General features: G+C 32.7%; 10 protein-coding genes. 7 read left to right on the top strand and 3 right to left on the bottom strand.

The annotated features are described in order from the left end of the window. Positions 1–39: 39 nt before the first annotated feature. Positions 40–894: an acetyl-CoA carboxylase, carboxyltransferase subunit beta gene (accD, locus tag ACNQF8_RS06180; protein ID WP_099713614.1), complete on the top strand. Its 855-nt coding sequence runs from the start codon at positions 40–42 to the stop codon at positions 892–894. Between the two features lie 115 nt (positions 895–1,009). Here accD and ACNQF8_RS06175 read toward each other — a convergent pair whose 3' ends face one another. Continuing rightward, complete coding sequence (locus tag ACNQF8_RS06175; protein WP_315208686.1) at positions 1,010–2,260, bottom strand: ABC transporter permease; 1,251 nt, start codon at positions 2,258–2,260, stop codon at positions 1,010–1,012. Between the two features lie 198 nt (positions 2,261–2,458). On the opposite strand from ACNQF8_RS06175, the gene purH reads away from it, so the two are divergent. The 6 genes from purH to rodA all read left to right on the top strand — a co-directional run bounded on the left by purH (position 2,459) and on the right by rodA (position 9,681). After that, complete coding sequence (gene purH, locus ACNQF8_RS06170) at positions 2,459–3,985, top strand: bifunctional phosphoribosylaminoimidazolecarboxamide formyltransferase/IMP cyclohydrolase (protein WP_417953068.1); 1,527 nt, start codon at positions 2,459–2,461, stop codon at positions 3,983–3,985. 53 nt (positions 3,986–4,038) lie between these two features. Then, positions 4,039–5,067 carry a rod shape-determining protein gene (locus tag ACNQF8_RS06165; RefSeq protein WP_035668436.1) on the top strand — a complete coding sequence of 343 codons (1,029 nt, stop codon included), beginning with the start codon at positions 4,039–4,041 and terminating at the stop codon, positions 5,065–5,067. 100 nt (positions 5,068–5,167) lie between these two features. Then, complete coding sequence (gene mreC / locus ACNQF8_RS06160; RefSeq protein ID WP_417951203.1) at positions 5,168–5,992, top strand: rod shape-determining protein MreC; 825 nt, start codon at positions 5,168–5,170, stop codon at positions 5,990–5,992. Next, a complete protein-coding gene (locus ACNQF8_RS06155) occupies positions 5,985–6,491 on the top strand; it encodes a rod shape-determining protein MreD (protein ID WP_417951202.1) in 507 nt (168 codons plus the stop codon). The genes mreC and ACNQF8_RS06155 overlap by 8 nt, the downstream gene beginning before the upstream one ends. Beyond that, complete coding sequence (gene mrdA, locus ACNQF8_RS06150; protein ID WP_417951201.1) at positions 6,488–8,440, top strand: penicillin-binding protein 2; 1,953 nt, start codon at positions 6,488–6,490, stop codon at positions 8,438–8,440. The genes ACNQF8_RS06155 and mrdA overlap by 4 nt, the downstream gene beginning before the upstream one ends. Before the next feature lie 5 nt (positions 8,441–8,445). Further along, on the top strand, positions 8,446–9,681 hold the full coding sequence (rodA, locus tag ACNQF8_RS06145; RefSeq protein WP_417953067.1) for a rod shape-determining protein RodA: 1,236 nt from the start codon (positions 8,446–8,448) through the stop codon (positions 9,679–9,681). Positions 9,682–9,719: 38 nt separating this feature from the next. Here the strand turns inward: rodA and ACNQF8_RS06140 are convergent, their stop codons facing one another. Both ACNQF8_RS06140 and ACNQF8_RS06135 read right to left on the bottom strand, forming a co-directional pair. Next, the gene (locus tag ACNQF8_RS06140; protein ID WP_417951199.1) at positions 9,720–10,580 is read right to left on the bottom strand and encodes a DNA/RNA non-specific endonuclease; all 861 of its coding nucleotides are present in this window, start codon (positions 10,578–10,580) and stop codon (positions 9,720–9,722) included. A gap of 233 nt (positions 10,581–10,813) precedes the next feature. After that, the gene (locus tag ACNQF8_RS06135) at positions 10,814–12,991 is read right to left on the bottom strand and encodes a carboxy terminal-processing peptidase (RefSeq protein WP_417951198.1); all 2,178 of its coding nucleotides are present in this window, start codon (positions 12,989–12,991) and stop codon (positions 10,814–10,816) included. Positions 12,992–13,051 lie beyond the last annotated feature (60 nt).

The following is a 13,051-nucleotide window of genomic DNA, read 5'->3' as shown; positions in this document are numbered from 1 at the left end:
ACTTTAAACCTTAAACCTGAAACAACAAAAACAATAAATATGGCTTGGTTTAAAAGAAAAGAAAAAGGGATTACTACTGCTACCGAAGACAAAATGGATATTCCAAAAGGACTTTGGTACAAATCTCCAACTGGAAAAATTATTGATGCCGATGAACTAGCTCGCAACTTATTTGTAAGTCCCGAAGATGGTTTTCACGTTAGAATTGGAAGTACAGAATATTTTCAAATTTTATTTGACAACAATGAATTTGTTGAATTAGATAAAAACATGACTTCTAAAGATCCTTTGCATTTTGTTGATACAAAAAAATATGCAGATCGTTTGAAAGATGTTATGGAAAAAACCAAACTTAAGGACGCAGTGCGCACCGGAGTTGGAAAATCAAAAGGGAAAGATGTTGTTATCTGCTGTATGGATTTTGCCTTTATTGGTGGATCTATGGGAGCTGTAGTGGGAGAGAAAATCGCAAGAGGAATCGATCACGCTATCAAAAACAAATTACCTTTTGTTATGATTTCAAAATCAGGTGGAGCAAGAATGATGGAAGCTGCATATTCATTAATGCAATTAGCTAAAACATCAGTAAAACTTGCTCAACTTGCCGAAGCAAAATTGCCTTACATTTCGTTATGTACGGATCCAACAACTGGAGGAACGACTGCTTCTTACGCCATGTTAGGAGATATTAATATTTCTGAACCAGGCGCATTAATTGGGTTTGCAGGACCAAGAGTAGTTAGAGACACAACCGGTAAAGATTTACCAGAAGGTTTCCAGACAGCTGAGTTCTTACTTGAACATGGTTTCTTAGACTTTATAACACCACGAAAAGAATTAAAAGACAAGATTAACTTGTATATCGATTTGATTCAGAACAATACCATTAGATAAATAAAAATCCCGAGCAATCGGGATTTTTTATTTTTAATTATTTCACTTCAAATAAAAACAGCTTTCAAATAATTTTGAAAGCTGTTTTTATATTTATTCATACGTTCGCCGTAATTTACATTCCTGTTCTAATGGCTTCCACTGGATCTAGTTTTGAAGCAGAAATCGCAGGAAGTATTCCAGAAATTACACCTACAATAATTGACAATCCTGAGCCAATAAGTATATTCCAAAAGCTCAAAACAAATTCAAAATCTAACACACTAGTTAAAAGCATTGATAGTAACCAAACTATCAATAGTCCAATAGCTCCACCAATAACACATAGAATAACCGCTTCAAATAGAAACTGGAAAAGTATAAATCTATTTTTTGCACCTAACGATTTTTGAATCCCAATTAAATTGGTACGCTCTTTTACAGAAACAAACATTATGTTAGCTACTCCAAATCCTCCAACTAAAAATGAAAAAACACTAATCAAAATTCCTCCACCGCGCATGGCACTAATAATACCATCTAATAAATCAGTAAATCCAGAAAGAACATTGATGAAAAAATTATCAGCTTCATCGATTTTCATACCACGATAATTCCTCAGTTTTTGAGCCAATTCCGCTTTAAATGCATCCATATCAACCCCTTTTTGAGGCTTTACAAGAATTACAGGCGTCATTGAATCATTATTATCACCATACAACTTTCTTAAAAAATTAACCGGAATAAAAACTGAAGTATCATTACTATCGCCAAACATACCTTCACCTTGCTTTTTTAACACACCAATAACCGTGAAGCGCTGTCCATACAAACGTAGGTTTTTCCCGATAGGTTCGCTTTCGCCAAAAAGATTGTTCGCAATTTCATAACCCAAAACAACTACAGGAGCTCCAGAATTAGATTCAGATTCATTATAAAACCTTCCTTTTGCAAACTCAAGTCCTTGAATTTCTATAAATTCGTGAGATACCGGAACAACATTCACACCGCTCACTGATTCCGATTCGAATTTCAGAACCTCTCTACCTACAAAAAATTGATAAGCCATTTGATCTATACCATTCATTGAACTTTTCAAGTATTCATATTCATCATATTTAACATCCGGAAATTGTTCTCTTTTCCATAGTGGAATTTCAGAAGGCCCAAATGAAAACCGCATTAAATAAATGGTGTTTTTATCCAAACTGCTTAAATCTTTTTTTATTTTTCTGTCCAAAGAATCAACAGCTGCAAGTACAGCTATAATCGAAAAAATTCCAATAGTAACTCCTAACAAAGAAAGCAACGTTCTTAACTTATTGTTTCGCAATGCATTCATTGCGAAACCAAAACTCTCTTTTAATAATCGAAGGTAAACTAGCATAAAATCTTTTTTGTATTAAAGTAAAATTCCATAAATATTATTCAAAAACCTAATGAAAAATGTATTCGTTGCCGTGTGAATCAATTATTTTATCTTTGCCAATGAAATAGCAGTAAAAATTACACATTATCTCATTTTCAAATGGCTTAATTTTCACATTAAAAAACTATTTTTGCACTTTATAACTATAACTACATAATGAACACAACAAAAAAAATTCAATCTGCATTAATCTCTGTCTTTTCAAAAGAAGGATTAGAACCTATAGTAAGACAACTAAACAGTCAAAATGTTACACTTTATTCTACTGGAGGGACTGAGGATTTTATAAAAAATTTAGGAATTCCTGTAATTCCTGTTGAAGATATTACTTCTTACCCTTCTATTTTGGGTGGTAGAGTAAAAACATTACACCCAAAAGTTTTTGGAGGAATCTTAAACCGCCAAGACAATGAGAGTGATGTACAACAAATGATAGAGTTCAACATTCCGCAAATAGATTTAGTAATTGTTGACTTATATCCTTTTGAAAAAACAGTAGCTTCCGGAGCTAGTGAATCAGATATTATTGAAAAAATAGATATTGGTGGTATTTCTTTGATACGTGCTGCCGCAAAAAACTTCAAGGATACAGTAATTGTGGCTTCGGTTGATCAATACAGTTTACTTTTGGATTTAATAACAGAACAAAACGGTGCGACTACATTAGAAGACAGAAAATTATTGGCTACAAAAGCATTTCATGTTTCATCTCATTATGACACTGCGATATTCAATTATTTCAACACTGACGAAACAATATACAAACAAAGTATTGCTAACGGTCAAGTTTTGAGATACGGCGAAAACCCACATCAAAAAGGTTTTTTCTTTGGTGATTTTGATGCTATGTTCAACAAAATTCACGGAAAAGAATTGTCTTACAATAATTTATTAGATGTTGATGCTGCAGTAAATTTGATAAATGAATTCAAAAATGACGGTCCAACATTTGCTATCCTAAAACACAATAACGCATGTGGTTTAGCAACTAGAACTACTATTAGCGAAGCCTATCTTACAGCTTTGGCCTGCGATCCAACTTCAGCTTTTGGGGGTGTTTTAATTTCGAATACAAAAATTGACGTAGCTACTGCTTCAGAAATAAACAAATTGTTTTGCGAAGTTGTAATTGCTCCAGAATATGATTCTGAGGCCATTGCAATTTTACAAGAAAAGAAAAACCGAATTATATTAGTCCAAAACGAAGTAGAATTACCACAAAAACAAGTTCGTACTTGCTTAAACGGAATTTTAGTTCAGGAAAGAAACAATATAACCGACAATAAAGAAGACTTAAGAACCGTTACTATAACTGAACCTACTGAACAAGAAATTCAGGATCTGATTTTTGCTTCCAAAATTTGTAAAAACACAAAATCAAATACGATTGTTTTCGCAAAAAACGGTACACTTATTGCGTCAGGTACAGGACAGACATCAAGAGTTGATGCATTGCAACAAGCAATAGAAAAAGCGAATAATTTTCACTTTGATCTGCATGGAGCAGTGATGGCTAGCGACGCGTTTTTCCCTTTTCCAGATTGTGTAGAAATAGCTAAAGAAGCTGGAATAACTGCTGTAATTCAGCCAGGAGGATCAATAAAAGACGAATTGAGTATTAATTATTGTAATGAAAATAAAGTTGCAATGGTATTTACAGGAACTCGTCATTTTAAACATTAATTTGTTTAACTTTGCCCGTCACAAATTTATAACTTTTAACCCTTAAAAAACTTATGGGATTTTTTGATTTCATGACCGAGGATATTGCGATAGACCTTGGTACCGCCAACACTTTAATCATACATAATGATAAAGTTGTCATAGACAGCCCTTCGATAGTTGCTCGTGATAGAGTTTCAGGCAAAATCATCGCTGTTGGTAAAGAAGCCAACATGATGCAGGGAAAAACACATGAAAACATTAAAACGATAAGACCTTTGAAAGATGGTGTAATTGCTGATTTTGATGCTTCAGAAAAAATGATCAGTATGTTTATAAAAAGCATCCCGGCATTGAAAAAAAGAATGTTTACTCCCGCATTAAGAATGGTTGTTTGCATTCCTTCAGGTATTACTGAAGTGGAAATGAGAGCTGTAAAAGAATCATGCGAAAGAGTAAATGGTAAAGAAGTTTATTTGATACATGAACCTATGGCAGCAGCAATAGGTATTGGAATAGATATCATGCAACCTAAAGGAAACATGATTGTTGATATAGGTGGAGGAACAACTGAAATTGCAGTAATAGCATTAGGCGGAATTGTATGTGATAAATCGGTAAAAATTGCCGGTGATGTATTTACAAATGACATCGTTTATTACATGCGTACACAACACAATCTTTTTGTTGGAGAAAGTACTGCTGAAAAAATCAAAATTCAAATTGGTGCAGCTATAGAAGACTTAGAAACTCCTCCAGAAGACATGTCAGTTCAAGGTAGAGATTTACTTACTGGTAAACCAAAACAAGTAGAAGTTTCATATAGAGAAATCGCTAAAGCGTTAGACAAATCAATACAAAGAATTGAAGATGCTGTAATGGAAACTTTATCACAAACACCTCCTGAATTAGCAGCTGATATTTACAACACAGGAATTTACCTTGCAGGTGGAGGATCTATGTTAAGAGGTCTTGATAAAAGGATTTCACAAAAAACAGATTTACCTGTATACATTGCTGAAGACCCATTAAGAGCAGTTGTTAGAGGAACTGGTATGGCACTTAAAAACATTACAAAATTTAAAAGCATTTTGATTAAGTAATCCGTTTTTGTTGCACTTGCCAGGCTTCAAGCTCAAGACAAATTAAAGCAATTAGATTACAAAACAAGACATACAGTTATTTACATTATACCGTTAAGAAATGCAGCAAATATTTAATTTTATTTTTAAAAACAGTAATAGATTACTGTTTTTGCTGCTTTTGGGTATCTCGTTATCACTCACCATTCAATCCCATTCTTTCCACAGAAGCAAAATAATTAGCTCTGCAAATTTTTTAAGCGGCGGAGTCTATGAAAAGGTGAACAATCTTAACGAATACTTAAATTTAAAAACTCAAAATGATGCGCTTGCTCTTGAAAATGCAAAGCTAAAAAGTATTTTATTTAATCGTAAAGACACTACTGCAATAAAAAAACTGGACAGTATTAAAGGGGTAAAACCAGATGATATTGTTGTTTCTAAAGTGATCCATAATTCATACAATGTTCATGAAAATTACTTAACCTTGAATTCAGGGGAATTACAAGGTGTAAAACCGGATATGGGTGTAATTAACAGTTTAGGAATTGTTGGAATCATAGAAAACACATCTCAAAATTATTCGACCGTAATCAGTATTCTGAACAAAAAGTCACAAATCAATGCTAAAATCAAAAAGTCAAATCACTTTGGGTCACTTGTTTGGGACGGAAAAAGCACTGGATTTGTTCAATTGGTTGATGTTCCTAGATTAGCAGCGATAAGAAAAGGAGACACTATCGTAACTGGTGGACAATCTGTAATTTTTCCAGAAAATATAGGAATAGGCACTATCGAAAATATCTATACTGAAGAAGAAACTAATTATTATAAAATAAACGTCAGACTATTCAATGACATGACAAATTTAGGCCATGTCTATATCATAAAAAGGAAAGATCGTGAAGAAATCACTAATTTAGAAAAAAGAGAAAAGGATGAATAGCGCATTGTTAGTCAATATCTTTCGATTTATTCTGTTACTGGCAGTTCAAATTATCATATTCAACAATATGAATTTTTTGGGTTACATAAGTCCTTTCCCTTATATATTGTTCATAATACTTTACCCTGTGAACGGAAACAAATCTGGCCTTGTAGTTGCGAGTTTCATACTTGGACTTATTATGGATATGTTTAGTAATTCAGGCGGAATACATGCCACTGCATGTTTAGTTCTAGCCTATTTTAGACCTGCTATTTTTAAATTTGCTTTTGGTCTAAGTTATGAATATCAAACTGTAAAATTAAATGACGTTTTGACACCTGAAAGATTCTCTTTTATACTACTTTCTGTTGTCATTCATCATTTTACATTATTTATACTGGAAGCATTCCAGTTTAGCTTTATTTTTGACATACTAATCAGAACTATATTAAGTACTGTATTCACAATCATTATTTGTATTATCATAATATACCTTATTAAGCAAAACAAAAGATGAGAAAAGTCTTGTTGCCTTCTTTAATCATTATAGCTACATCTTTGCTTGTAATGCGAATCTTTTATTTGCAAATTGTTGATGATACTTTAAAACTAAAGTCTGAAAACAATGCCATTAAAAAAAAGTATGAATATCCCGAAAGAGGATATATGTATGATAGAAATGGAAAGTTATTAGTTGCTAACCAAGCATCTTATGACATCATGGTCATTCCTAGAGAAGTAAAAAATATTGATACTTTAGAATTTTGTCAATTGTTGAATATTACAAAAGAAGATTTCATAAAAAAAATTGAAAAAGCTAAAATATACAGTCCACGCTTGCCATCTGCTTTTTTATCTCAATTGAACAAAAGTGAATTTGCTGCTTTCCAAGAAAAAATAAGAAAATATGAAGGTTTTTATTTTCAAAAACGTTCCCTTCGTGATTATGAAGTAGATTTCGGTGCTAATGTTTTTGGTGGCATAACTCAGGTAAATGAAAAACTAGTCGCTAAAAATCCGTATTATAATAGTGGTGATTTAATTGGGCGACAAGGAGTTGAAGAAAGCTATGAAGATATTTTACGTGGAGTAAAAGGCGTAAAATACATTCAAAAAGACAAATACAATAGGGAAATAGGTTCTTATAAAGAGGGGAAATACGATACAATCGCTGTTCAAGGAGAAGACATAAATCTGACCATAGATGCTGAAATTCAAAAGTATGGCGAAGAATTAATGATTAATAAAAGAGGTGGAATTGTAGCAATTGAACCAAGTACCGGAGAAATATTAGCACTTGTAACCGCTCCATCCTATGATCCAGGTATATTGGTAGGAAGACAACGATCTAAGAATTATACCGAATTGTACCGCGATTCTATAGCAAAACCACTTTATGACAGAGGCTTGCTCGCTGAGTATCCTCCTGGATCTCCATTCAAAATTTTAACTGGACTTGTTGCGCTTCAAGAAGGTGTTATTGATGAAAATTCGACTGTTTTTTGTAATCGAGGATTTAGTTATGCAAGAGGGCGCTTTATGGGATGCCACTGTCATGGAGGTGCACTTCAATTGCATAGAGGAATTTTTGAGTCCTGCAACTCTTATTTTGCAACGGCTTACATGAAAACAATCAATAAATATTCAAAACCTGCACAAGCAGTTGATATATGGAGTAATCATGTGAAAAGTTTTGGTCTTGGACAATTCATGGGATATGATTTACCAACTGGTAAAAAAGGAAAAGTACCCGATTCAAAAACATACAAACGCATTTATCCTAACGGTGGCTGGAGAAGCACTACTATTGTTTCTAATTCTATTGGACAGGGGGAAGTACTTATGACACCTATTCAGCTTGCGAACATGATGGCAACAGTTGCGAATGAGGGATATTATTACACGCCTCATATCATTAAAAAAATTGAAGGACACAAAATTGACGAAAAATTCACCACTAAACATGTAACTACAATTGATAAAAAATATTTCAAACCAATTATCAGTGGTTTATTTGATGTTTACAACCTAGGAACAGCAAGATCACTACGTGTTGAAGGAATTGATATTTGCGGTAAAACCGGAACAGCAGAAAATTTCGCAAAAATTGGTGGAGTACGAGTAAAAATGGAAGATCACTCTATATTTGTAGCTTTTGCACCAAAAGACAATCCAAAAATTGCAATTGCAGTTATGGTTGAAAATGGTGGATATGGGGCAACTATAGCGGGACCTATTGCCAGTTTGATGATAGAAAAATATCTGAGACAAAAAATCACAAGAGTTGACCTAGAAAAAAGAATTTTAGCAACAAGTTTACAAAGTCGATATGCAAAATTAGGAGGACTGTCTGAAGCTGTAAAATTACAATTAAGAATTAGCGATTCTCTCCTAAAAAAGAAAACTACAGTTCCAACTGTTAAAGTAAAAACAGATACTACTAAATCGAATAAACAAGCCATTTAATTCCGATGAAAAACCAAAGCATAACAAATAACATTGACTGGATCAGCATAATAATTTATGCATCATTAGTTATTTTGGGTTGGCTAAATATCTATTCATCCTCTCTTTCATCGATGGAAGACACTCATGAAAAACAGCTTATATTCATTATACTAACTATTCCTTTAATTTTTACTATACTTTCTGTTGATGGTAAATTTTATGAAAAATATGCCAGTATCATTTTTGGAATTTCATTACTTACATTAGCAGGATTATTTTTATTTGGTAAAACCATAGCGGGCCAACGTTGCTGGTATGCAATAGGAAGCTTTACGATTCAGCCTTCTGAATTTGCTAAAGCGGCAACAGCTTTAGCGCTAGCAAAATATTTAAGTGACACCCAAATCAATTTGAAGGAAGTAAATAGGCAGGTACAAGCCCTTGCCATTATTCTTTTACCTGTCATCCTAATACTTCCACAACCTGACCCAGGAAGTGCTTTAATATACAGTATATTCATCATCGTTTTATACCGCGAAGGCTTGCCGTCATGGTATGTTTGGACAGGATTTATTACCATACTTTTATTTGTATTAACGCTGGTGTTAGAGCCACAATATGTAATTCTTATAGCATTAATAACATTGATATTAGTCCATTTAAAATCAAGATTAGCGGATAGAAATATCATTTTAAGCAGTATACTTTTTGTGGTTATTTCTGGGTTTGTTTTATCGGTAAACTATGTTTTCGAAAATGTATTTAAACAACATCACAGGGACCGTTTTAATATACTTTTAGGCAAAACAGTCGATCTGAAAGGAATTGGTTATAACACCGATCAATCCGAAATAGCCATTGGTTCTGGGGGTTGGTTTGGAAAAGGGTTTCTTGAAGGAACACAAACCAAGGGTGGATTTGTTCCTGAGCAACATACTGATTATATATTCACGACAGTTGGTGAAGAATGGGGATTTGTAGGCTCACTAGTTGTTATTGCTCTTTTTGCAGGTCTATTTCTTAGAATAATATATCTGGCTGAAAGACAAAAAACAAAATTCAGCAGGGTATATGGATATTGTGTTGCAGGGATTTTATTTACACATTTCTTTGTAAATATAGCCATGGTAGTTGGTATTTTCCCAACAATTGGGGTTCCACTTCCGTTCTTCTCTTATGGAGGTTCTGGGCTTTGGGGCTTTACTATATTATTATTTATATTTATAAAAATGGATGCCAATAAAGTAAACGAGTGGTAATTAAATAGATTTTAAGTGAAAAAACCTATTCTTCAAAGCTAATTAAAACTCCAATTTTTATAATCATCCCTTTTTTCCAATTGATTTTCAATGTTATCATTCAATTTAGGAAAGAAGTTGATTCCAGTCAATTTTTCGATATAATCAACTGACACTACAAAACTATATAATGGTTTATTACTTTCTGTATTAGGAACCAAAAAACCAATCATTTTCAATTCCTCACCCGAATTATCCAATAAAATTTTATAAAAAGACTTAGGAACAGATACCTTCTCTTTCCCTATTGTCATCAATGAAGATTCCAAAACTCCACCTGTGATTACATAAATTCCATCATATTTTACAGCCCAATAACGTACTTTCTGCTCTAATCTATTCCAAACACCATTATTAAAATTACGCACTTGAGGAGAAATATTTGAAGTAAAAAAAGTATCATTATATGCGTCTAAAGCAAACTCCATATCACCTGCTGGACAAAGATGCCCTTTATCATACTTAGTGTTTTTATAATTTCTCCAATCAGCCGAACCTGTTTTTACTTTATCGTCTTCAATAAAAAAAGGGCGCTTAAAATTATTATTTTTAATATAATCCTTCTTCAATTCATACGCTACCCATTCTGCCTGTTCATGAACTTCATTATACGATAAAGTATAATACTGGTGCTTCACAACTTGATTAGTTGAAGAAGATGGTAAAAAATCAAAATTTCTCGTTATCGTTGCTCGATTATTATCAGCATGAGCAACTTTAGTTTTACTCTCATTTGAGATATATTCATTTCTTTCATGGTAAGCTGCTGAATTTTCTATTTCCAAATCCTTTTTACAAGATGTAAAAAAGAATCCATTAAGAAGTATAGCTATTAAAGCAAATGATTTTCTATTTCCCATTTCTAATCATGTGTAAAGATGTTAATATTCTTTAGTTTAAAAATCAAAACTAAACTATTTCCATTGATTAATAGATGCACCTATGGCTATTTCTAATTCATCAAATCCTAAAATTCAGTAAAAGGGACAAACCTAAGTTTACCAAACTAAAAACGCTCCAAAAATTCAAGAAGAATTTTTGGAGCGCAATAGTCATTCATGACAATACATCTTATGAATTAACAAATCCCTCATTAAGATTTTGCCAATTTATCTTTTTTTATTTTAACTGGAATATTTTTTTTTGAAATTGATTTAGGCTGTAAATCATCCAAAACGTTAATCGCCTCTTCAACATAAATATCTTTAGATAAAGATTCATGCCATATTTCTCTTTTCTCTTTCAAAGAGAGATCTTTACTCATCGCTTCTGTTTCATAAGGCAAAGAAGTAAATGTCAATGTGTTTTTATAGTTTACGATTGGCTTATATTTTTTAGCTTTCTCTTCAATATCAGCTTGAGCGATTTTAAATTTATCAATATTCAAACTATAAACATTCTCTTCACTTCTACTATCAATCCATTTTGCATTTTCTTCAATTAATTGAAACTGCGGATTTTTACTAATTCTGTTTTTACTATTGGCAATTGCTTGATTAAAGTTGGTATTATTATTCCAAACACTATAATCTGCCTGATCAATTTTATCCCAAGGCATTGCATTATCAATATCGCGTTCGCCCATTTTTAAATAAGCATATCTGTCTGGCATAACAATATCACTACGCACACCTTCTAATTGGGTAGATCCACCGTTAATTCTATAAAATTTTTGTGTAGTCGTTTTTATGGCTCCTAAATCCCCAACAGAACTACTTCTAACGAACTGATTTAAATCAATTACATTCTGAACCGTTCCTTTACCGTAAGTTTGTTTACTTCCAATGATAATCCCTCTTTTATAATCTTGAATTGCTGCTGCCAGAATCTCTGAAGCCGAAGCTGAGAAACTATTCACCATAATTACTAAAGGACCATCCCATTCAATTTTTTTATCTCTGTCATAAAGAACCTCCTTTTTAATACCAGCTGATTTAATCTGAACTATTGGACCTTGTTCAATAAACAATCCAGCAATGTCAACAACAGTAGACAAAGATCCTCCACCGTCATCACGAACATCAAGAATAATACCGTTTACACCTGATTTTTTTAATCGGTCTACTTCTAAAGCAATATCTTTTCCTGCGTCTCTTCCGTCTTTATTTTCAAAATCAATGTAGAATTTTGGCAAATAAATTACTCCGTATTTCAATCCGTTTTTGTTTACAATACTGGATTTCGCATACGTTTCTTCTATTTCAACAATATCTCTGATGATAGAAATAATCTTAATAGTTCCATCCACTTTTTTTACAGTAAGACGAACTTCTGAACCTTTAGGCCCTTTAATTTTCTTCACAACATCATCCAAACGCATTCCTACAACATCTACCGCTTCTCCATTTCCTTGAGCTACTTTCATGATTAAATCACCAGCTTCAAGCTGTTTTCCTCTCCATGCCGGACCACCAGAAATAAGTTCAGAAATTTCAGTAAGATCATTTTTCTTCTGTAAACGAGCACCAATTCCTTCTAACTTACCGCTAATACTTACATCAAAACGTTCTTTTTCTTCCGCGGCGAAATAATTCGTGTGTGGATCAAAACGTGCTGTTATGGAATTTACATAGACTGAAAACCAGTCGTTTCTATCTAAATCCTCTATAAAACCAAAGTATTCATCTAATGATTTTACAGAACTTTCTCTAGTCTCTTTTTCTAAGACCTCAAAAGATTTGATTTGATACGTTGCATCATTTTTCTTTTTATCTTCTTCTAACTTTTGTTTGTCAACAAGAGATGAAAGAGTAGATAACTTGATTTGCTTACGCCATTTGTCGCTAAGTTCAGCAACATTTTTTGTATAAGGTGCTTTTTCATAATCAATATTAAAACTTTCATCAACAGAATAGTCAAAAGGGGTACTCAAAACATCTTTGTAAATCTTTTTACTTTCTTCCATACGCTTGATTAAACGCTCATAAGTAAGATTGAAAAAACTTAAATCCTTATTCAATAACTGGTCGTCTAATTGCAATTCAAATTTTGAAAATTCATCAATATCTGATTGCAAAAAGAATCGCTTTGATGGATCTAATGCTTCAATGTAATCTTTATATATTCCTTTGGAGAACGTATCATCAATTGTAGCTGGACTATAATGTCCTTTCTCTATAACAAACGTCAATAACTCTAAAAGCAATTTATCTTTTTCGGGATCGGTTGATTTTGTTGCATTCATTTTGAACGCAAACAATGTTACCGAAAGGCATACGACAACAAGAAGTATTTTATAATTTCTTTTCATAAAGTTAATAATAGTATTCATGAATCTTTTAATCTAAGTTACGGTAAAAACTATGCCAACAGTAGCAGGGCCTCCATAAAT

This window comes from Flavobacterium labens, assembly GCF_048286755.1.
Lineage (GTDB): Bacteria > Bacteroidota > Bacteroidia > Flavobacteriales > Flavobacteriaceae > Flavobacterium.
The sequence above is the reverse complement of the archived record's forward strand: the minus strand, read 5'-3'. Positions and strand labels throughout refer to the sequence as shown.

Bases quoted from the DNA above. Each gene is read 5' to 3' on its own strand.
- ACNQF8_RS06165 (WP_035668436.1), top strand. From the start codon at position 4,039: ATGGGATTTTTTGATTTCATGACCGAGGATATTGCGATAGACCTTGGT.
- purH (WP_417953068.1), top strand. From the start codon at position 2,459: ATGAACACAACAAAAAAAATTCAATCTGCATTAATCTCTGTCTTTTCA.
- rodA (WP_417953067.1), top strand. From the start codon at position 8,446: ATGAAAAACCAAAGCATAACAAATAACATTGACTGGATCAGCATAATA.
- ACNQF8_RS06175 (WP_315208686.1), bottom strand. From the start codon at position 2,260: ATGCTAGTTTACCTTCGATTATTAAAAGAGAGTTTTGGTTTCGCAATG.
- ACNQF8_RS06155 (WP_417951202.1), top strand. From the start codon at position 5,985: ATGAATAGCGCATTGTTAGTCAATATCTTTCGATTTATTCTGTTACTG.
- mreC (WP_417951203.1), top strand. From the start codon at position 5,168: ATGCAGCAAATATTTAATTTTATTTTTAAAAACAGTAATAGATTACTG.
- mrdA (WP_417951201.1), top strand. From the start codon at position 6,488: ATGAGAAAAGTCTTGTTGCCTTCTTTAATCATTATAGCTACATCTTTG.
- ACNQF8_RS06135 (WP_417951198.1), bottom strand. From the start codon at position 12,991: ATGAATACTATTATTAACTTTATGAAAAGAAATTATAAAATACTTCTT.
- ACNQF8_RS06140 (WP_417951199.1), bottom strand. From the start codon at position 10,580: ATGGGAAATAGAAAATCATTTGCTTTAATAGCTATACTTCTTAATGGA.
- accD (WP_099713614.1), top strand. From the start codon at position 40: ATGGCTTGGTTTAAAAGAAAAGAAAAAGGGATTACTACTGCTACCGAA.